Origin of the sequence: Acinetobacter sp. NIPH 817, assembly GCF_000368405.1 — a bacterium.
GTDB lineage: Bacteria > Pseudomonadota > Gammaproteobacteria > Pseudomonadales > Moraxellaceae > Acinetobacter.
Genome location: NZ_KB849420.1, coordinates 2088025 through 2107722, shown reverse-complemented (window position 1 = coordinate 2107722; position 19698 = coordinate 2088025). Strand labels below are relative to the sequence as shown.

The window sequence follows — 19698 nt, the reverse complement described above, 5'->3', positions numbered from 1 at the left end:
AAAATAAATATTTTGAATTTTTCTTAAAGTTAAAACTAAATGCTCCGAAGATGCCGCTGCATGTGTCGTTACCCTGAACCCGATGAGTTCAAGGTGGACGCGACGTATACTTGCTGGGTTTCCTACACGAAGGTAGGCATACACTCTAAATATACAGAACACATCCATAAGTTTAAGTATCGGCAGGGGAATAGACCCGCTGGCGAACATCCCAGAGACAGTTTAAGTATAACCGATCTGACCATGTTGGCAATCACCTAAACCTCTGGAACTGTAAACTTAGTTTGCGTTTGATGAAGCTTTGTACATTAACAGGCATGAAGTAATTTCAATTACGCTTAATAGTGCCAATAAAAAACGCCTTGCAACTATTATTCATAGAGCAAGGCGTTTTTGTATGGATAATTTATTTAAACAATTTGTTCAACATCATCCAATATCGTTTGCAGTAAACGTTCACAGTGAGTGTATTCTTGCAAAGACTTATTAAGGCTCAGTACTTCTTGAGTCAATTGTAGAGCAACCATAATGACCAGTTTGTTGTGCTCAACACGTGGAGCACTACGACGCATCTCATTAAATTTCTCATTGAGAAGTTCTGCTGCACGTTCAAGTTCATCTTTTTTGTCTAAAGTAGTCGCGAGTCTAAAGGTCTGCTCAATCAGCCTAAGCTCTACCATGACTTGTTCACTCATGATTGTGTCTCCTCACCAATTTCAGCATTAGGATGGGCAAGCTGCTGAATTTCTTGAGCATGCTGATCTTGAGCAGTGCCTAAAATTCCTAAACGTTGAATAATCGCTTCAACTTTTGATTTAGCAAGCTCATTTTTTTGTAACAAACGATCACGATCTTGTTGTAAATCATGAAGCTCTTGTTGGGTTTGACGCTGGTGGGCTTGTAACTTTTCTTTTGCAACACGTAATTCATTGCGCTCGGCAAGAATTTCTTGAAAACGATTTTTTAAATCAGTCGTACTTTTTTCTAATCGGCTATAACGCTCGGCAAGTGTGTTAGCATCCTGATTCAATTGTTGAAATTGACCTTTTAACTGAGATAGTTGCTCAGTTACTGACTCAATTTCCTCTTGTTTTTTAGTGATAATACTATTTTTTTGCACAACTTGTGCGTGATGCTCTGTTTCAGCCAGTTCTTTAGCTTCTGAGAGTGCCGCATGTTCACTCTCTAAATGATGTAAGCGTGTTTTTAATACGCTAATATGCGCTTGTAGCCGCTGTAATTGTTCTAACATAACGAGGTCGCACAGAATTGCAATCAAAGGTAATATATACAAAGTATAGAGATTGGATAAACGAATGCAAGACGATATTTCAGGCTGGACAGATTGGAACGCTCATTTTGAAGGAATTGAAGAAATTTCAAGCCCTAGTGAGTTACATGGTCTATTAACAGGTATTGTTTGTGTGACAGAAGCGCCAACGCGTGAACAATGGTCACAAATTTTAACAACCCTTAATGTGCCAGAGTTAAGTGAAGATGCTTTAGCACTTTTAACTGATGAAGCAGAAGATGTCGTTCACGCTATATCTGATGATGAATTAGATTATTTACCAATGCTTCCTGATGATGAGCACCCACTTCAAGAGCGTGTACAAGCTTTATCAGATTGGTGTGCAGGCGTTGTATTAGGTTTTGGATTGGCATCAGGTCATATTCGTCAAGATGAACTTGAGTTGATTGAGAACCTTCAAGATATTGCAGCAGTCGAATTTGAAGACTCTGACAATGATGAAGAAGGTGAAAGCAGCTACGAAGAGTTATATGAATTTGTACGCTTAATTCCTGTAAGTTTGTCTATTGGCAGAAAAAAAATTACTGTAGCTGAAAGTTCTTTATTGAAAAAATTTCATGCAAAAAGTAAATCTGCTGCTACAGACACAGAACAAAATATTGTAGAAATGTTTACTCCACATCGTCCAAGTTAATTGAGGCGATGTGTTATTGGTTGTATTTTATTTTTTGACTTTAAAATTCTAAATCAAGTAGATCATTATGAAATTGCCTCAAGCTGATTTTCGACATCGTAGAGACCGTCTAGCAGAAAAAATGGGTCCAAACAGCATTGCAATTATTGCAACGCGTGAGGAAATGTACCGTAATCGTGATGCGGATTATAAATTCCGTGCCGATAGTAGTTTTTTCTATTTGACGGGCTTTGCTGAGCCTGAGGCAGTTGCTGTCATTGAAACCTTCGACGATGAAGAATATAGCTATAGTCTTTTTTGCCGTGAACGTAATCGCGAGATGGAAATCTGGAATGGTTTCCGTGCTGGAGTTGATGGTGCAGTTGAAGACTACGATGCTGATGAAGCATATGTAATTGATTTGCTTGATGAAGAAATTATTGAAAAATTATTAAATAAAGAGCGTCTTTATTATCGGATTGGGCACGATGCTGAGTTTGACGCGCGCGTGAGCCAGTGGATTAAAAAAGCAGATGCCGAGCACCGACATGAAAACGCTCCAGCTCAATTACTCCAGCTCGACCGTATTGTTGATGAAATGCGTTTAGTTAAGTCACCACAAGAACTTGAGCTAATGCAAATTGCTGCAAATATTAGTGCTGAAGCGCATACGCGTGCGATGCAAACAGTACACCCAGAAATGATGGAATATGCTCTTGAAGCTGAACTCAATTATATTTTTGGGAAAAATGGCTGTGTTCCGTCTTATAACAGTATTGTTGGTGGCGGCGCCAATGCTTGTGTTTTACATTATGTTGAAAATAACAAGCCACTCAAAGATGGTGATTTAGTCTTAATTGATGCCGCATGTGAATATGAATTTTATGCTTCGGATATTACCCGTACTTTTCCAGTCAATGGTAAATTTAGTGCTGAGCAAAAAGCATTATATGAAGTTGTATTGGCTGCCCAATATGCAGCGATTGACGCAGTTCGTATTGGTAATTCATACCGTGAACCTCATGAAATAGCAGTTAAAATTTTAACTGAAGGTCTAGTTAATTTAGGTTTGCTCAAAGGTGATGTTAACGAACTCATCGAAACCGAAGCATACCGTCAGTTTTATATGCATGGAACAGGTCATTGGCTAGGCATGGATGTACACGATGTTGGGTCTTACAAAAAAGGTGAAGACTGGCGTCAATATGAAGAGGGTATGGTCATTACAGTTGAACCTGGTTTATACATCGCACCAGATGATGAAACTGTAGATGAAAAATGGCGTGGTATTGGTATTCGTATTGAAGATGATGTGGTCGCAACTTCGAAAGGACCACGAGTTTTAACTGCTAATGTGGTTAAAGATATTGCAGATATTGAACATTTAATGGCGCAAGCTAAAGCATAATTAAACGTATTCGCCAAAGGAGCAAAACTCGATGCAACAACAAGTGATTATTGTAGGTGGGGGAATGGTGGGTTTGAGCCTTTCACTCATGCTCGCGAAGGCTAATATTGCGGTAAAGCTATTAGAAGCTGTGAAATATCCAAACTATGATGATCAAAATGTTGCTCCTTACCATTCGAGTTTTGATGCGCGTAATACGGCTTTATCGCGTCGTAGCGTACAGATTTATCAGAAGCTGGGGTTATGGGATGCATTACAGCAACATGCGACCCCAATTTTGCAAGTCCACATTACTGAGCAAGGCAGTTTTGGTAAAGCACGTTTAATTGCAGAACAAGAGAAAGTCGAAAGCTTTGGTCAGGTAATTGAAAATGCTTGGCTTGGTCGTGTGTTATTAACTCAAGTGCGCCAACAACCTTTGATTGAGCTCATTGATGGTGTACAGGTTACGGCTTTAACTCAAGATGCCGAACAAGTACATATTGAAGCTTTGCGTGGTGAGGAAACCTTAAAACTTGAGTCAAAATTATTAATTGCGGCTGATGGACGTGATTCTTTTTGTCGTCAGGCAATTGGGGTAGGTGTTGATGTTCACGATTATGATCAGGTTGCAATTGTGACTACGGTTCAGACATCCAAACCACATGAACAGGTAGGTTTTGAACGGTTTAGCGCATTAGGTCCTTTAGCCTTATTACCTTTACCGGGTGAGTACCGCCGCTCAGTGGTATGGCCTGTGAAAAAAGGCACTGAAAATGAATGGTTGGGTGATGAAAATGACCAGCATTTCTTAAGTGCTTTACAACAAACCTATGGTGACCGAGCAGGTAAATTTGAAAAAACGGGTAAACGTTTTAGCTATCCACTTTCGCAAGTGCTTGCACATAAACAAGCTGTTGGTCGCGTTATTCTAATGGGTAATGCAGCGCATACAATTCATCCGGTTGCAGGGCAAGGTTTTAATTTATGCCTACGTGATGCCGATGTTTTAGTACGTTATTTAGTGAACCAATTAACCACTTCTGATGATTTAGGTAACCCTGATAACTTACTTGCCTATGAGCAAGCTCGTTTATCAGATCAGCAGCGCGTGATTAAGTTCTGTGACACTGTAGTTCGTGGTTTTAGTAACCAAAATCCATTATTAAAATTAATTCGTAATACAGGATTAATTGCGTTTGATGTTATCCCAGGTGTAAAACCATTGGTGGCTAACTATGCAATGGGGTTAAAAGCATGAGTGAAGTGTTGGATGTCGTCATTGTTGGTGGTGGATTGGTTGGTGGTTTAACTGCTTTATTACTTGCGCAAGGTGGCGTACAACCCACTGTGCTTGATGCGGCTCCTGTGCTTGATGTTGAGAAAACATTAAGCGTAATGAATCCACGTGTTTTAGCACTTAGCCAAGCGACCATTCATTTGCTTAAAACCGTAAATGTTTGGGATGATCTTGCACGTCAAATGCCTTATACAGGCATGCAGGTCTGGAATATTAATGGCTATGGTGAAATTAATTTTGGTCAAGACTCTGCACGTCAGCCTTTAGCTGAGCAAGCCTTGGGTTCAATGGTGGAACCCAGTGTACTGAACGTTGCTATTCAGCAAAAAATGTTGCAGCAGCTTACAGATTACCGTACTCAAGTGCGTGTGACGCGTATTGAGCAAGGTGTTGGATGTTGGCATATTCAATTAGCAGACGGTACTACGCTTAAAACTAGACTGCTTATTGGTGCAGATGGTGCAAATTCATTTGTACGTGAACAGGCTTTTATTGACCTTGATGTACTAGATTACAAACAAGCAGCTATTAGCTGTGCAATTAGAACAGCAAAGCCCCATCATTATGTTGCCCGCCAAATTTTCTTACCTACGGGACCATTGGCATATTTACCAATGGCAAGTCTTGAAGAAACTGAAAATGGATACTGGCAATCAATTGTCTGGACACTACCAGATGATTACGCCGATGAATATTCGGCTTTAAACGATACCGCCTTTATGCAGCTTTTAACTCAAGAAAGCCAACACATGTTGGGTGAGGTGTTAGAGGTTCGTTCAAGAGCACAATTTCCGCTCAAAGCTCGTGCAGCAAAACAATATGTTAAAGCAGGCTTAACTTTGATTGGTGATGCAGCACATGTAATTCATCCACTTGCTGGACAAGGGGTAAATATTGGCTGTCTCGATGCGGCAGTACTGTGTGATGTGTTGCTTCATGATTTAAAGCGTGGTGTATGGGCACATGAGCAAACTTTATTGCGCTATGAACATCGCCGTAAAGGTCAGAATGATGCAATGATGCATAGCATGTCAGCAATTGGTTGGCTTGAAAGCAGTGAGCTATTTCCAGTCGTTTGGGCTCGCAATATGGGGCTTAAGCAAGTTGAGCTGACTCCGGTTTTAAAAGACCGATTTATGCAACAAGCAAATGGGTTAGGGGCTTTACAAAGTACCCGCTATAGGCCTTAAAATATTTACTGGGTCTATACTCTACTGAATGAATTAAATACCAGTAGATATTTTTTGAACAATCATTTATATATCATTACCAATTTGGTTAAAAAAGATACGGAATTGACCAAATTGGCTCTTTGCTAAATGCAAAGAGATTGCTAAATTTCTGAGGTCTTGGAACCATAGCGATGATGCAATAAAAATCATTGTGGGGAGTGTGAAATGTCAGATATCAATGATTATGAAGATGCAGAAGATTCTGCTGTAGATGAAGATGAAGCGAAAGCAGCCGAAAGCGGTGCAGCTGATGAAGAAGCAGGCAGTATGAGTGATACTGACCTTGCCGAGGCAGAAACGCTGACTGTAACTGCTAAACAGAAACAGCGCCAAGCGTTGGAAGATGAAGTTGCCGCATTTTTAGCTCGAGGTGGTAGAATTACCGAAGTTCCTCCTGATGAACATAGCGACCATTAATCTTAAAAAAAGCATCACATGAGTGGTGCTTTTTTATTTGTATGAACTTATCAAAATAGGTTTAAGGCGAGCTTTGCAGTTCTTTTAAAATTCCACACTCATCCACTGTTCGATTGGTAGAGCAGTGCTGTTTTAAATCAATTAAAGATTCTTTTAAAAGTAATAATCGTTCAATTTTTTCTGATACTTCATTTAAGTATTTATCTACTAAATTATCAATTTTCGTACATGCCTGTTTAGGCTCAGCTTTCATTTCTTTTAACGTTTTAATATCACTGAGTGAAATATCTAATTCGCGGCAATGCTTAATAAACAATAGGTCGTTGAGAGTCTGCTCGGTATAAACACGATAATTATTTTCTGAACGTTGGATACGATCAAGTACACCTACTTTTTCGTAATAACGGATCGTATCAATTGGAACATCCGCTTTTTTTGATAATTGACCAATAGAAAGACTCATAAGGCTTGACTCTGGAGCTACTCAAGGGTTTTTAATTACTATAAAAGAGTTCTTGAGGAAATAAAATGGCTGGATGTGGTTGTGCTTCAACATGTTCTCCTTCAAAGAAAGTGAGTCCACGTTTTAGAAAAGCGTTATGGATCGCACTCGTGATCAATGCGTTGATGTTTGTAGTAGAAATATTGGGCGGTTATAAGGCTCAATCTGTTTCACTATGGGCTGATGCATTAGATTTTGCCGGAGATGCAGCAAATTATGCATTATCTTTAGTTGTGCTTTCGATGAGTTTATATTGGCGTGCAACAGCTGCATTACTTAAAGGAATAACGATGGCCGCTTTCGGTGTTTTTGTTATTGCAAAAGTGGTTTGGTCATATTTTCATGGTGTTCCACCCGAACCTATGGTGATGGGAGCAATTGGCGTGATGGCTTTAATTGCTAACGTTTCAGTCGCGCTTATGCTCTATGCGTACCGTGATGGAGATGCCAATATGCGTTCTGTTTGGTTGTGTAGCAGAAACGATTCTATTGCCAATATTGCGGTGATTTTAGCGGCCGTTGGTGTATTTGGAACAGGTAGCATATTTCCAGATTTATTTGTTGCTTTTGTAATTGCTTACTTAGGTGTGTCTTCTGGTTATGCTGTTATAAAGCAGTCACAGCAAGAAAGAAAACAGTCAAAGGTAATGTTGGGTTCAGAAGCTTAATTTTGATTGCATAAAAAGTACCATTCAGACATGGTACTTTTTACTGTGTGAATGCGTTAGATGAGTAGTGATATTGCGATACTCCACATAACACAACCAATAATGAAATCTAAGATTTTCCATGCTTTAGGATTGATAAATAATGGTTTTAACAACCTTGCGCCATAACCTAAACTGAAAAAGAAAATCCAAGAGGCAACAATGCTGCCCAAAGCAAAACTAATTTTGTCTTCTAGTTGAGTTGCAACTGAACCAATCAGAACAATGGTATCTAAATAGACATGTGGATTAAGCCAAGTAAAGGCGAGACAGGTCACTAGTGCTTGAGTTAAAGTCTGTTTCTGGCTGCTATCAAGCTCCATACTTTGGGTGGTTTTTAAGGCAGCATAGAATGCTTTCGCACCGTAAACCAATAAGAACGTTGCCCCTAAATATTTTGCGACCGTAATTAAGATGGGTGATGCTGTCATAATTTCGGCAAAACCTAATACACCAAACGCGATTAGAATTGAGTCGGAAAGTGCACAGATTAAACATAGCCAAAATACATATTGCTGTTTAAGACCTTGTTTTAGAACAAAAGCATTTTGTGCTCCAATTGCTACAATAAGCCCGCTACCAATACCGAAACCTTTAAAAAATATACTAAGAGAGAACATAACAATAAGGTGAAAAAATCAGATGTGAGAATTATCTGACTTTTTCTTAAGAAATAAGTAAAATTAAGAATATTTAGGTTTGGCTAAAAAAAATTTAGGTTTGATATGTTAGATAGCAAACAGTGTGAAGCCTTTCTTGCAGTCGCAGAAGTGGGAAGTTTTGATGCAGCAGGTGAGTATTTATATATTACGCCGTCGGCAGTGTCTTTACGCGTGCAAGCTTTAGAAAAGTATTTAGGCCAAATTTTAATTATCCGTGGGCGTCCATGTGTACTCACACAAGCGGGACAAACGTTATTGCAACATTTACGTCATACGAGATTAATGGAGCAAAACTTATTACAAGGTTTGATGGGCAAATCATCTGAATCGGAATTCTATAAAATTGCTCTAGCGTCCAATGCAGATTCGTTAGCAACTTGGCTTTTACCGAGCATTCAGCAAACCCTTTTTAAAGAAAAAATAGTCTTAGAACTAAAAATTGATGATCAATCGCATACGCACACTTTATTAGAAACAGGGCAAGTCAACGCATGTATTTCGGCAGAAGAGCAAGTCATGCCAGGCTGTTTAGCTCAACCACTTGGGAAAATGCGTTATAAAATGTTGGCTTCTGCTGAATTTGCAGCTGACTGGTTTAAACATGGCGTAAACCGAGAAACTTTAAGAAATGCACCAGCTGTAATTTTTAACCATAAAGATCTTATGCATTCAGAAGTATTACTGAAATATTATGGTTTGCCTTTGCAGAGCTATCCTTATAGTTTTATTCCTGCGACAGATGCGTTTGTGAAAGCAATCCAATTAGGTTTGGGATATGGCATGGTACCCGAGCTTCAGGTGCAATCTTTATTAACCAATGGAACTTTAGTAGACGTTATACCTGAAGCTGAACTCGACATCCCATTATATTGGCATCACTGGAAAAGGCAGTCGAAGCAACTTGATGCACTGACTGAAACGATTGTTCAGTCAGCGAAATATATATTGAGATAGCGATTAGGTGTTTTAAAAAGCCAGAAAGTTTGTTCTGATTTTGAAGTAATTTTGTCTATAAGATTAATTATGCAAAATTAACAGATGGTGATGACAAATATCCTGTGTCATCACCATACCTAATTAAAAATTAAGATTGTGTTAACTCGAGCGCACGTTGATAAGCGACTTTTTTCTTAATTCCTGTTAAATCGGCAGCAAGTTGAGATGCCGCTTTAACAGACAAATCTTGAAGTAAACGTTTTAAAAGTTCATCTAGTTTTTCTTGTTCTAGATCTGTTTTTGCAGCTGCACCACCCACGATCACTACAATTTCACCTTTTTCTTGATTGTGGTCATTTTCAATAAAGTTGACCAAATCTTTTAAAGTCATTTTTTTGATGGTTTCAAAGGTTTTGGTAATTTCACGAGCAAACCCTACAGGACGGTCTTCACCAAATACCTGAGCCATATCTTTAATAGACTCTAAAATACGATGAGGTGCTTCATAGAAAATTAAGGTCTGGGTTTCATTCTTAAGTTTTTCTAATTGAGAAATACGTTGCGAAGCTCTAGATGGTAAAAATCCTTCAAAGCTAAAACGGTCACTTGGCAAACCTACCGCACTTAAGGCAGCAATAGCAGCACATGCACCAGGCACAGGAACAACTTTAATGCCATGCTCTTGAGCAGCACGGACTAATTTAAAGCCAGGATCACTGATGAGCGGTGTACCTGCGTCACTAATTAAAGCAATACTATCGCCCGCAAGTAATTTTTGAACTAATTGCTCAATTTTATTGCTCTCATTGTGATCATGACATGCAGTAAGTTGAGTCGATATATTATAGTGCTTAAATAATTGTGCTGATTGACGAGTATCTTCGGCAGCAACAATAGAAACTGATTTTAAAATATCAATTGCACGGAAAGTCATGTCATCTAAGTGCCCGATAGGGGTGGCTACAACAAATAACTGAGCACTCATTTGGTTTTACTCCGTACAGATAAACAATTTTAATCGGGTAGTTTACCCGAAATTATGATTTGGGCGTGAACAATGTCTGTTAGCTTAAGCTTTTCGAAAATGATCTGATTTTCATTTGTTCAATTCAGATCTGATGGGGCAGATAATTTTAAGAAAATAATTTACGCATAAAAACATGTAGAGATGCTTTTCATTGGGGAGAAATAAAAATGTTATTAGCACAGCAGTTGGGTAAATGGGCAGAGCAAACTGCTTTAAGCCTTTTACAAGCACAAAACTATGTATGGGTCACAAGTAATTACCATTCACGCCGTGGCGAAGTGGATTTAATCGTCAAAAGAGGGCAAGAGTTAGTTTTTGTTGAAGTAAAAGCACGCACTATAGGAAACTATGGACAAGCTTGTGAAATGGTAACGTGGACAAAACAGAAGAAAATTATCAAAACTGCGATGCGTTTTTTACAGCGCTATCCATCTTATCAGGATTTTTATTGTCGTTTTGATGTGATTTGTTTTGATTTTCCACAGAAAATTGCAAAAACAGTACAGCATGACTTTTCAAAATTCCATTATGATCTGCAATGGATCGAAAATGCATTTACTTTGGATTAAGAGTTCATTACTCTTTTGAGCAAATTTAAGTCTGATGCTTTATGATCAAGCCAAGAAATTGATAGGAGTCTGGTGGAGTGTTAAACCGTATTGCTGTAACAATGCTTTGTGTCGCAAGTTTATCAGGTTGCGCAAGTTTTATTTCTGGTGGAACAGGCACAGCTCCAGTGGGCACAGATAGCGGTGTCCGCAGTCTAGGCCAAGTATTCATTGACTCTTCAATTAAACGTACAGCAAATATCAACATTTATAAACTTGATCAACGTTTCAAGCAGTCACGTATTAATATTGAAAGCTTCCACAGTACAGTTTTATTAACTGGCCAAGTGCCAGACCCGTACTTGAAACAATTAGCAGAAGACAATCTTAAAGCCATGAGTGATGTGAAAGCTGTACATAACTATATTACGGTGGGTAATAAAGTTAGCTATAACACCATCATGCAAGATGCGGGTGTAACAGCAAATACACGTGCTCTTTTAATGAAGGCACCTGTGGTTTCTGATAGTAAGGTACTTGTACATACCGAAGACGGTGTACTTTATGTAATGGGCCGTTTAAATACAGCTGAAATTAACGATTTAAATAGCGTCTTACAAAACGTTGGTAACGTTACCAAAATTGTCACTTTAATTGATAATGTCGATTTGGCGCCAGCTCCAGCAGCAAGTACTGGTAGCGCAACGACTACACCAATTATTAATAACGTCATTGCTCAACCAACAGTTCAAACACCTGTTGCAATTGATCCTGACCAAACAGATCCTGCTTCGACTGCACAGTAATATATGAATCTGATTGAACAAGTACAAAGCAAAATTGAACAGGCGCGAACTTTCTATAAAGATTTCCGCCTGTATGATTTGGGGAGTTTTGCTTTAAACCGTTTTACGCCAAAAGATGGTTTTGAACAGGTTCCAAATGTTCGTTATGGCCTAAAGCCTCGCCACCGTTTGGATGTTTACCGATCTGTTAAAAAGCTTTCCCACCAGCCTCTTATCGTCTTTGTGCATGGAGGGGCGTGGCAACATGGTAATAAACGAGATTATCTCTTTATTGGTGAGACCTTTGCCAAAGAAGGCTATGACGTTGCTGTTATTAACTATCAGTTAGCTCCTAAGAATATTTTTCCAAGTTTTGTTGATGACCTGACTCAGGCATTGAATTATTTGCATCAAAACCAAGACAAGCTAGAAATCTCTACAGAAAATATTGTACTTATGGGGCATTCTGCAGGTGCATTTAATGTCATGTCCGCTGTTTATCATCCTGATTCAACTAAAATTGAGTGTCTAGGGAAAATTAAGGCAATAATTGGTTTAGCTGGACCTTATCATTTTGACTATAAGGGTGACCCACTGGCCGAAGATGCTTTTGATCAAGCTATCTCTTATAAAGAAGTTATGCCATATTATTTCGTCAATCAAAATAATATTAAACATTACCTTTTGATGGCTGAAAATGATCAGATTGTGAAAAAGCACAATACTTTAGATATGGATTCAGCACTTAGAGAAAAGGGAAATCACAGCCATATTGCCGTGATTCCTAAAACTGGGCATATTACAATTTTGGCCAGCCTTTCTAGTTTTATTAGTCATTATTTCAGAACGAAAAGAACGATCTTACATTTTCTTGAAGAAGTGTTTTAAACGAGAGTCTCGTTTAAAACACGGCAGATTACCCTGCTTGGGTAATCTGCATAATCATTGAGTGAGCAATACTTCCCTTAAATGGAATCTCAGGTAATTGATCAATTTTGAAGAATTGTGCATCTGCAATTTCTTCTTCTTGAAGCTTAATTTCACCCGACTCATATTCTGCCCGAAAAGCTACCATAAGGTTACTAGGGAAAGGCCAAGGCTGACTTGACATATATTGAACATTTTTGAGTCTTAGGCCTACTTCTTCAAAAGCTTCGCGTTGTACCGCTTCTTCAAGCGTTTCACCGACCTCAACAAAACCTGCAATCAAACCATACATGTTGGTTTTGTTGTGGACTGACTTCGCTAGCAAGATTTCATCATCGCCTCGAGTAATGACAGTAATAATGCACGGGTTTACACGAGGGTATTGGTGATAACGACAAGAAGGGCACACCATTGCATATTCGGTTGGATGAACTTCTGTCGGGTGTCCGCAGTGGCTACAAAACTTATGATTGCGTCGCCATTCAAGTAACTGTACAGCTCGGCTTGCTTGTAAGAACTGTTCTTTCGACCAACTTGTAATGAGTTGACGAATGGGAACCAGTTGTAAGCCTTCGGGGATAGTTTCCTCAGCAAGCAAATCACGTGCAATGACCTGCTCATCATGAGTAAAAAGTAAATCACTTGCTAACTTTTCGACTTTGGGTAGTTGAAGGTTTTGGTCAACCAGTAATTGTTGATGATGAAAAATATAAGCAAGTGATAATTCAGACATTAAGCTGCCTTTTCTTGAAGTTGTTGACTACTCGACAATGCTACATTAAACATGGATTGTAGAACAGGTTGTTTATTTTTTAAATTGTCAACCAACATGTCAAGGCCCGCTAATACGTTAAAAATACAGTGAATTTGATCTGTATTAAACGGCTGGTTTTGTTCAAGTTGTTGTTGAACAAATTGAGCAGTTTGAAGTAAAGCATTTTGTTGAATGGTACTTCCTAGAAACTCGGCCGCACCTGCTAGCTCTTTTAGTGAACCTGCAATTGCTTCAATATTCTGTGTTGAATCATTTGCATATAAGGTAAGACTCTGACAAATAAAATCAATTAAATTTTTTGTCTCGGTGAGTAAGGCTTGATGTGCTTCATCAAGGCGATCTAAAGAAATATTCGTATTATTCACGTTAAGTTGTAAGCGACTAGACGTATATTGGCGGACCAAAATACCAATTGAGTTCATGGCAGATAAAATACTGTCCATAAGCTGCTGTGCGTAGTTTTCATTACTTAACAGATTGAGCTGACTTAAACTGTTAGCTTGTTGAGAAAGCTCAACTGAGGCTTCATCAAGGTTAAGTAGTTTGAATGTATAAGCGAGCTGTAAAAGACTCGTTTGCAATTGTTGTGCTTTTTCAGTCGACATATTTTGATAGTTATATTCAATGTCATTACGCACTTTGTTCATCTCGCTCAAAATTAATTGGCTAACTGCGTGCATGGTATCGAAGTCAGGACCAAAAAGATGACGGCTTAAAACCAGTAGTTGCGTGTCTGTCGGTGTTTCATCGCCTATATGAAGTTGGTTGCGAATATGGTGAGCAACTTCATCTTCTTGAGCAATGACAATACTTAAAATATCTGCAAGTGCAGGCAAATCAGGCTTGAAAGTTTCTGGCGTTGCTAAGAATTGACCAATATAACTTTCAATATTAATGAGTACACGTAACCGTGAATCATTTAAAAGTAGGTTATCAATATGGTCGAAAGCATAATTTACGAGTTGCCAGTATTGTTGGCTTGGCTGGTGTTTTGCCATGCTGACCAAATAGGTACTAATAAGTTTAAAAGCTTGATAATGATGAGTAGCTTCTGTTTTATTTAAAAAATGATGTAGAGATAGCTTATAGAGTTGATGGATAAACTGAGTTTTTTCATTAATGAATACTTCTGGAAGTGGAAGTTCAAGTGAAGCATTTGCAAGTAACGGAGCAATCGCTTGTCCAGAAGATGTTAGTGGTTTATTTAAAGCTAATTCTAAATTATTTAAGGTATTAAGAAGAAACTGAGGGACTTGTAATTCACGCAAGCAGATAAACTCAATATATCGTTTTACCATGGTCGTGCCTTCACTCAGCGCAACGACATCATCGGTATTAATTTGCGTTGGTTTCGCAATAATTTTTTGCATCAGCTCAGTTGAATATTGAGTGATTTTTGCAAGATAGGGGATATCAATTAAACGTAAGACTTGAGTGCATTGCTTAAATTGTTCTAATGCATCATCAATACCAAAAGGGAGCGTTTGTTCTTCAATTAAAGTGCTTACTGCACCTTCAACCAGTTTTATTGAGCGATCAATTTCATGTTTGATGATGAGTAAAGCTGTTGGATCGAAATGAATCGAAGTATGCTCAGACATAAACGTTCCCCTTTGAAAAAAAATCAATTGTTATATTCGTAGTGCTCGGTAATTTGAGCTAAAAATCTATGTGACTAATATAACTTAACTTACAAAGGGGAAAAGCTAAAAACGCTAAAGAATCAAAAATTTATTTTGCAAAAAGGCAAGGTTCTCCATGTTTTTTCTCAAATTCTTTGACCCAAGTCTCATGTGTATTTAACTCTTCTTCAGAAGGGTAAATAACTGGTAAGTCAATTTGAATCCTAGTTTTATTTGTTGTGTTCTGGCTATTTTCACTTTGGGATAGGGCATCTATATCAAAAGAAACCTGTCCACCTGTCATTGCTAGGTAAACGTCTGAAAGAATTTCAGCATCGAGTAATGCGCCGTGGAAAGTACGGTCACGTGCCGGAATTTCATAACGTCTTACAAGGGCATCAAGCGAGTTTTTTTGTCCTGGATGTTTGCTTTTTGCTAAAGCTAATGTATCTGTTACTTCACATACTTCAGAAAGTGCGGGAAGGCCAGCACGTCTAAACTCCATATCAAGGAAGTTCATATCGAAGGTTGCGTTGTGGGCAATAATCTCTGCGCCTTTTAGATAATCAAAAAGCGTATCGGCAATTTCTGCATAGAGCGGTTTATCTTTTAAGAAATTATCACTGATACCATGGATATTTTCTGAGTCGCCCACTGGTTTTTGCGGGTTAATATAAATATGAATTGAGCTACCGGTGAGTTTCCGGTTAATCATTTCAATAGCGCCCACTTCAATAATTCGGTCGCCATCTTGGAAATAAAAACCAGTGGTTTCCGTATCGAGAATCAGTTGTCGAGGCCCTTGTAATTGTAATTTGGCTTCAGTCACAACAATTTGAGGATGAATATTATTAACGGGTTGCTTACTTTCTGGCTCAGCAGCTTCAACTTCAATAACTTCTTCTTCCACAATAATCATCTCAACTTCTTCGGGCTGTTCAAGATCAATATTATCTTCTTCGGCTACTTCTGCCATATCAAACCCAAAAGGGTCATCAAGCAACCAATCCTCTTCAGGCTTTTTTATATCTTGCAGGGCAGTCGCTTGAACTGTTTTTTTTTGAAGTGCGGTTTGATCGGCTCCGATATTTGCAAGCTCATCGGCCATTTCGTTGCCTGCATGTCCAGCATGGCCTTTAATCCAGTTCCACTCAATATTTCTACCTGCACATACAGCATCTAATTTTTGCCAAAGGTCAGGATTTTTAACATCTTTCCAGTTTTTCTTTTTCCAGCTATGAATCCATTCAGTAATGCCTTGCTTCACATAATTTGAATCTGTCCAGATAATTAAGTGAGCATCGGGTGGGCAAAATGAAACGCCTTCAATCGCAGCAGTAAGCTCCATGCGGTTATTAGTTGTCTCAGGTTCACCGCCAAATAATTTATGCTCACCCTGCTCGGTAATGACATATGCGCCCCAACCACCTAAACCCGGATTGCCACGACATGCACCATCAACATACAGTGTGATTGTTTGAGACATAAATCGAAACCTAAACTAAAAGAAAAAGAACTGAATATGGTGTATTGTATACGCAAAAAGTTCGGTTCCATCGTTACAAAGCAAGGTTTTTTTAATTTCTTGTAACATTTCCATGCAAATGACATCAAATTATTGCCTTGTCTATCTTGCACGCTTTACTACAATGGCATCGAAGACCTAGGGTTTGTGGCCAAACCCCAAAAAATATTACGCGAGTTGTTTGGAAGTTTTTATGTATAAACCAACCACATTTGTGTGGCAGCCATCTGCGGCATCATTGTTCAAAATTACCGTACTTAGCTCTGCTTTAGCTGCGTTGGGTATTACAACAGGCTGTTCATCGACTCCGCAATCTGCAAAAACCTCAAAATCGAAACAGGTCAGTGGTGCAGGTTATTTAGATGCGAGTAGTCTTGACTCTTTGGAAGACTTACTTTCAGCAACCGATATGCGCGCTGTAGAAGGTGATCGTCTGCTTATTTTGAAGCATGGTGATGTCTGGAAGCGTATGTCTGTTGGTTTCAAAATGGACTTGAATCATTGGGATTCACGTATTGAAGCTCAGCGTAGCTGGTTTATTTCTCGTCAGCCTTACCTTGATCGCTTGAGTGCTCGTGCCAGTCGTTATTTGTACCATACTGTGAAAGAAGCTGAACGCCGTGGCTTACCGACAGAACTTGCATTATTACCAGTAATTGAAAGTTCTTATGACCCAGCTGCAACAAGTAGTGCAGCAGCAGCGGGGCTATGGCAGTTTATTCCAAGTACTGGTCGTATTTATGGCTTAAAGCAAACTGGTATGTATGATGGGCGCCGAGATGTGGTTGAATCGACTCGCGCAGCTTATGAGTTTTTAGGAAGTCTTTATAACCAATTTGGTTCTTGGGAACTTGCGTTAGCTGCATATAACGCTGGCCCTGGACGTATTCAGCAGGCGATTAACCGCAACCAAGCTGCTGGTTTGCCAACTGATTATTGGTCATTAAAATTACCTCAAGAAACAATGAACTATGTTCCACGTTTCTTAGCTGTTGCTCAAATTATTAAAAATCCAAAGGCTTATGGTGTAGAACTACCGCCTATTGCAAATAGACCCCATTTCCGTGAAGTGACTTTATCAGCACCTTTAACGTTAAATGAAATTGCTTCTACAGCAGGGTTAAGCCGTGCAGAACTTTATGCATTGAACCCGGGATATCGTGGTGAAGCAGTAGACCCTGCGAGTCCAATGCGTATTTTGATTCCTGCAGATTTAAGTCCTTCAATTGATAATAAATTAAAAGGGAAAAAAACGGGTGGTAGCTCAGGTTGGTGGGCAAATGCAACTTCACCGTCTACACCTACAACTGTTAGTCCTTCTACTACAGTGACAACAAGAACAACACCAACAACACAAGTTCAGCCAGTTAAACCTTCTTCACCAGTGAAGAATACTTCAACGATTTCAAAATCTACACCACGTGGTTCCGATGCGTTAGCTGCCTTTGCAGCATCAGCGGATGTACCAAGTGCGCCGCGTATTCCTGTAGCTGTGACCAATGCAGCTAACATTACGAAGCCTGTTAAGATGGAACCACCAATTTCAGCTTCTGAACGTGAAAAGATTTTAGCGGCAGTTCGAGCTGAAGGTGAGAAAGAAACAGTTCAGCAAGCTTTAGAGCCACAACCAACTCAAGCTGAAAAAGATCAAGTCGTTGCTGAATTAAAAGCAATTGCGCCTAAAGGAACTGAAATTGTCGATCCGTATGATGGCAAAATTAGGTTAACCGCAATTCAGACGAGCCAGTCAGTTGCAGAGCAACAAGGTAAAGAGGTCAGTAGAGGTTTTGCTTATCCAAAAACTTTAGCTGAAGACGTGACCGTAGCTAACTCTGAAGATGGACAGCGCAATAAAGGCAAGCCTTACATTAAAACTGATACAGATGTAGTGGTTGTACAGCCTAAAGGTAAGCGTAGTACTTATACGGTTTTACCGGGTGATACGTTGGCCGTTATTGCAATGAAAAACGGCGTAAACTGGCGCGATGTTGCTAAATGGAACCAGATTGACCCTGAAAAGACGTTATATGTTGGTTCAACGCTTTACCTATATGATGCTAAACCACAAGAAACTCAAACAACATCTAAAAGTACAGCTAAACCAGATGTATATGTGGTTGAAGCTAACGACAGTTTAAGCGGTGTTGCTAATCAGTTTAATTTGTCAGTAAGACAGTTAGCTGAATATAACGATTTATCAGTGACAGATGGTCTGTTTGTTGGACAGAAACTACAGTTAAAAGAGCCAAAGAATAGTCGCTCAAGTGCTAAAGCCGAGCCTAAAGCAGTTCAGTCAAATGCAACGAAACGTATAGCAACAAAAAGTTATACTGTGAAGCGCGGTGAATACCTTAAGTTGATTGCAGATCGTTATGCGCTCTCTAATCAAGAACTTGCTGAATTAACGCCAGGTTTATCTGCGGGCAGTAACTTGATGGCTGGCCAAAAAATTAATGTGCCTACACAAGATATTTCTGTAGATGAAGTTGCTGAAACTAAGGCTTCTAGTAAATCTGAGAAAGCATTAGCAAATGTTTCTTATAAAACAGAAGGCTATAAAGTACAACGTGGTGATACTTTATCGAGTATTGCAACTAAATCAAAAATTAGTCTAGCTGAGCTAGCCGAGTTAAATAACTTAAAAGCAAATAGCCATGTGCAACTTGGTCAAACTTTAAAAGTACCAGCAGGCTTAAGTGTTCCAGAACAATACGTTGTACAGTCTGGCGATAGCTTAAATGCGATTGCGAGTAAATATAATTTGCAAACAAGTTATTTGGCTGATCTAAACGGTTTGTCTCGTACTGCCGGTTTGCGTGCTGGTCAACGCTTAAAACTAACAGGTACGGTTGAAGAAGCGCCAACTAAATCTTCTAAAAATACCAAAGAAGAAACGCCAGAAACGTATACAGTCAAATCTGGTGATAGCTTAGGTAATATTGCTAACCGTTATCACTTACAGTTGGACTACCTTGCTTCATTAAATGGTCTTTCACGTACCAGTAGCGTTCGTGTAGGGCAGCGTTTAAAGCTAACAGGTGATGTACCTACAGCAGAAACAGCTAAAGTAGATACCAAGTCTTCAACTAAAACAGTTGCGGCTGGTAAAAACACTGAAAGATATACTGTGAAATCTGGTGAGTCTTTAAATAGTATTGCGAGCCGTGCAGGCATTTCAGTGCGCGAACTTGCTGAAATGAACGCATTAAAAGCGAGTGCTAATTTACAGCGCGGCCAGAATATTGTGATTCCAAAAACTGTTGTGGAATACAAAGTGAAGCGTGGTGATACATTAATTGGCCTTGCTAGCAAATATGGTTTAGAAACCAATTTCTTGGCTGAGCTGAATAATTTAACGCCTTCTACTCAGCTTCGCATTGGTGATGTTATTAAAGTGCCTAATTTATAAAATAATTAGCAA

The 19698-nt window shown here is 39.1% G+C and carries 19 protein-coding genes and 1 other RNA gene; 11 read left to right on the top strand and 9 right to left on the bottom strand.

All coding sequences use genetic code 11. The features are described 5' to 3' along the window. Window positions 1–37: 37 nt before the first annotated feature. The 3 genes from ssrS to F968_RS13610 form a co-directional block, all read right to left on the bottom strand. A non-coding RNA gene (gene ssrS / locus F968_RS19885) (6S RNA) lies at window positions 38–221 on the bottom strand. Between the two features lie 189 nt (window positions 222–410). Continuing rightward, a complete protein-coding gene (locus F968_RS13615; RefSeq protein WP_003652859.1) occupies window positions 411–695 on the bottom strand; it encodes a cell division protein ZapA in 285 nt (94 codons plus the stop codon). Next, on the bottom strand, window positions 692–1252 hold the full coding sequence (locus F968_RS13610; protein ID WP_004793928.1) for a hypothetical protein: 561 nt from the start codon (window positions 1250–1252) through the stop codon (window positions 692–694). The genes F968_RS13615 and F968_RS13610 overlap by 4 nt, the downstream gene beginning before the upstream one ends. A 64-nt stretch (window positions 1253–1316) precedes the next feature. Between F968_RS13610 and F968_RS13605 the strand changes: the two genes are divergently transcribed. From F968_RS13605 to F968_RS13585, 5 genes are all read left to right on the top strand, one after another. Beyond that, on the top strand, window positions 1317–1946 hold the full coding sequence (locus F968_RS13605) for a UPF0149 family protein (RefSeq protein ID WP_004793927.1): 630 nt from the start codon (window positions 1317–1319) through the stop codon (window positions 1944–1946). Window positions 1947–2013: 67 nt separating this feature from the next. Beyond that, window positions 2014–3333 carry a Xaa-Pro aminopeptidase gene (gene pepP, locus F968_RS13600; RefSeq protein WP_004793925.1) on the top strand — a complete coding sequence of 440 codons (1320 nt, stop codon included), beginning with the start codon at window positions 2014–2016 and terminating at the stop codon, window positions 3331–3333. 31 nt (window positions 3334–3364) lie between these two features. Further along, window positions 3365–4573, top strand: coding sequence for a 2-octaprenyl-6-methoxyphenyl hydroxylase (ubiH, locus tag F968_RS13595; RefSeq protein ID WP_004793923.1), 1209 nt, complete (start codon window positions 3365–3367; stop codon window positions 4571–4573). Next, on the top strand, window positions 4570–5802 hold the full coding sequence (locus tag F968_RS13590; RefSeq protein WP_004793921.1) for an FAD-dependent monooxygenase: 1233 nt from the start codon (window positions 4570–4572) through the stop codon (window positions 5800–5802). The genes ubiH and F968_RS13590 overlap by 4 nt, the downstream gene beginning before the upstream one ends. 207 nt (window positions 5803–6009) lie before the next feature. Then, window positions 6010–6261 carry a hypothetical protein gene (locus F968_RS13585; RefSeq protein ID WP_004793919.1) on the top strand — a complete coding sequence of 84 codons (252 nt, stop codon included), beginning with the start codon at window positions 6010–6012 and terminating at the stop codon, window positions 6259–6261. Window positions 6262–6322: 61 nt separating this feature from the next. On the opposite strand, the gene F968_RS13580 is transcribed toward F968_RS13585, so the two are convergent. Next, window positions 6323–6724, bottom strand: coding sequence for a MerR family transcriptional regulator (locus F968_RS13580; RefSeq protein ID WP_004793916.1), 402 nt, complete (start codon window positions 6722–6724; stop codon window positions 6323–6325). A gap of 65 nt (window positions 6725–6789) precedes the next feature. Between F968_RS13580 and F968_RS13575 the strand changes: the two genes are divergently transcribed. Then, entirely contained in the window at window positions 6790–7431 is a 642-nt protein-coding gene (locus F968_RS13575) for a cation efflux transmembrane domain-containing protein (RefSeq protein ID WP_004793915.1), read from the top strand. A 56-nt stretch (window positions 7432–7487) separates the two neighbouring features. On the opposite strand, the gene F968_RS13570 is transcribed toward F968_RS13575, so the two are convergent. Next, entirely contained in the window at window positions 7488–8090 is a 603-nt protein-coding gene (locus F968_RS13570) for a LysE/ArgO family amino acid transporter (protein WP_004793913.1), read from the bottom strand. Between the two features lie 105 nt (window positions 8091–8195). Between F968_RS13570 and F968_RS13565 the strand changes: the two genes are divergently transcribed. Then, complete coding sequence (locus tag F968_RS13565) at window positions 8196–9086, top strand: LysR family transcriptional regulator ArgP (RefSeq protein ID WP_004793910.1); 891 nt, start codon at window positions 8196–8198, stop codon at window positions 9084–9086. A gap of 130 nt (window positions 9087–9216) precedes the next feature. Here F968_RS13565 and rsmI read toward each other — a convergent pair whose 3' ends face one another. Then, a complete protein-coding gene (gene rsmI / locus F968_RS13560; protein ID WP_004793908.1) occupies window positions 9217–10053 on the bottom strand; it encodes a 16S rRNA (cytidine(1402)-2'-O)-methyltransferase in 837 nt (278 codons plus the stop codon). Window positions 10054–10262: 209 nt separating this feature from the next. Here rsmI and F968_RS13555 point away from each other — a divergent pair, with 209 nt between their 5' ends. The 3 genes from F968_RS13555 (at window position 10263) to F968_RS13545 (ending at window position 12316) form a co-directional block, all read left to right on the top strand. Then, a complete protein-coding gene (locus F968_RS13555) occupies window positions 10263–10664 on the top strand; it encodes a YraN family protein (protein ID WP_004793907.1) in 402 nt (133 codons plus the stop codon). Between the two features lie 77 nt (window positions 10665–10741). Next, on the top strand, window positions 10742–11449 hold the full coding sequence (locus F968_RS13550; RefSeq protein ID WP_004793906.1) for a BON domain-containing protein: 708 nt from the start codon (window positions 10742–10744) through the stop codon (window positions 11447–11449). Between the two features lie 3 nt (window positions 11450–11452). Then, complete coding sequence (locus F968_RS13545; RefSeq protein ID WP_004793905.1) at window positions 11453–12316, top strand: alpha/beta hydrolase; 864 nt, start codon at window positions 11453–11455, stop codon at window positions 12314–12316. 28 nt (window positions 12317–12344) lie between these two features. Here F968_RS13545 and nudC read toward each other — a convergent pair whose 3' ends face one another. The 3 genes from nudC to dnaQ all read right to left on the bottom strand — a co-directional run bounded on the left by nudC (window position 12345) and on the right by dnaQ (window position 16238). Continuing rightward, window positions 12345–13088 carry an NAD(+) diphosphatase gene (gene nudC, locus F968_RS13540; RefSeq protein ID WP_004793904.1) on the bottom strand — a complete coding sequence of 248 codons (744 nt, stop codon included), beginning with the start codon at window positions 13086–13088 and terminating at the stop codon, window positions 12345–12347. Further along, window positions 13088–14731, bottom strand: coding sequence for a hypothetical protein (locus tag F968_RS13535; RefSeq protein WP_004793902.1), 1644 nt, complete (start codon window positions 14729–14731; stop codon window positions 13088–13090). The genes nudC and F968_RS13535 overlap by 1 nt, the downstream gene beginning before the upstream one ends. A 130-nt stretch (window positions 14732–14861) precedes the next feature. Then, window positions 14862–16238, bottom strand: coding sequence for a DNA polymerase III subunit epsilon (dnaQ, locus tag F968_RS13530; protein ID WP_004793900.1), 1377 nt, complete (start codon window positions 16236–16238; stop codon window positions 14862–14864). Window positions 16239–16470: 232 nt separating this feature from the next. Here dnaQ and F968_RS13525 point away from each other — a divergent pair, with 232 nt between their 5' ends. Beyond that, entirely contained in the window at window positions 16471–19686 is a 3216-nt protein-coding gene (locus tag F968_RS13525) for a LysM peptidoglycan-binding domain-containing protein (protein WP_004793899.1), read from the top strand. Window positions 19687–19698: the final 12 nt, after the last annotated feature.

Coding starts and splice junctions, on each gene's coding strand:
- F968_RS13615 (WP_003652859.1), bottom strand. CDS start 695: ATGAGTGAACAAGTCATGGTAGAGCTTAGGCTGATTGAGCAGACCTTT.
- F968_RS13610 (WP_004793928.1), bottom strand. CDS start 1,252: ATGTTAGAACAATTACAGCGGCTACAAGCGCATATTAGCGTATTAAAA.
- F968_RS13605 (WP_004793927.1), top strand. CDS start 1,317: ATGCAAGACGATATTTCAGGCTGGACAGATTGGAACGCTCATTTTGAA.
- pepP (WP_004793925.1), top strand. CDS start 2,014: ATGAAATTGCCTCAAGCTGATTTTCGACATCGTAGAGACCGTCTAGCA.
- ubiH (WP_004793923.1), top strand. CDS start 3,365: ATGCAACAACAAGTGATTATTGTAGGTGGGGGAATGGTGGGTTTGAGC.
- F968_RS13590 (WP_004793921.1), top strand. CDS start 4,570: ATGAGTGAAGTGTTGGATGTCGTCATTGTTGGTGGTGGATTGGTTGGT.
- F968_RS13585 (WP_004793919.1), top strand. CDS start 6,010: ATGTCAGATATCAATGATTATGAAGATGCAGAAGATTCTGCTGTAGAT.
- F968_RS13580 (WP_004793916.1), bottom strand. CDS start 6,724: ATGAGTCTTTCTATTGGTCAATTATCAAAAAAAGCGGATGTTCCAATT.
- F968_RS13575 (WP_004793915.1), top strand. CDS start 6,790: ATGGCTGGATGTGGTTGTGCTTCAACATGTTCTCCTTCAAAGAAAGTG.
- F968_RS13570 (WP_004793913.1), bottom strand. CDS start 8,090: ATGTTCTCTCTTAGTATATTTTTTAAAGGTTTCGGTATTGGTAGCGGG.
- F968_RS13565 (WP_004793910.1), top strand. CDS start 8,196: ATGTTAGATAGCAAACAGTGTGAAGCCTTTCTTGCAGTCGCAGAAGTG.
- rsmI (WP_004793908.1), bottom strand. CDS start 10,053: ATGAGTGCTCAGTTATTTGTTGTAGCCACCCCTATCGGGCACTTAGAT.
- F968_RS13555 (WP_004793907.1), top strand. CDS start 10,263: ATGTTATTAGCACAGCAGTTGGGTAAATGGGCAGAGCAAACTGCTTTA.
- F968_RS13545 (WP_004793905.1), top strand. CDS start 11,453: ATGAATCTGATTGAACAAGTACAAAGCAAAATTGAACAGGCGCGAACT.
- nudC (WP_004793904.1), bottom strand. CDS start 13,088: ATGTCTGAATTATCACTTGCTTATATTTTTCATCATCAACAATTACTG.
- F968_RS13535 (WP_004793902.1), bottom strand. CDS start 14,731: ATGTCTGAGCATACTTCGATTCATTTCGATCCAACAGCTTTACTCATC.
- dnaQ (WP_004793900.1), bottom strand. CDS start 16,238: ATGTCTCAAACAATCACACTGTATGTTGATGGTGCATGTCGTGGCAAT.
- F968_RS13525 (WP_004793899.1), top strand. CDS start 16,471: ATGTATAAACCAACCACATTTGTGTGGCAGCCATCTGCGGCATCATTG.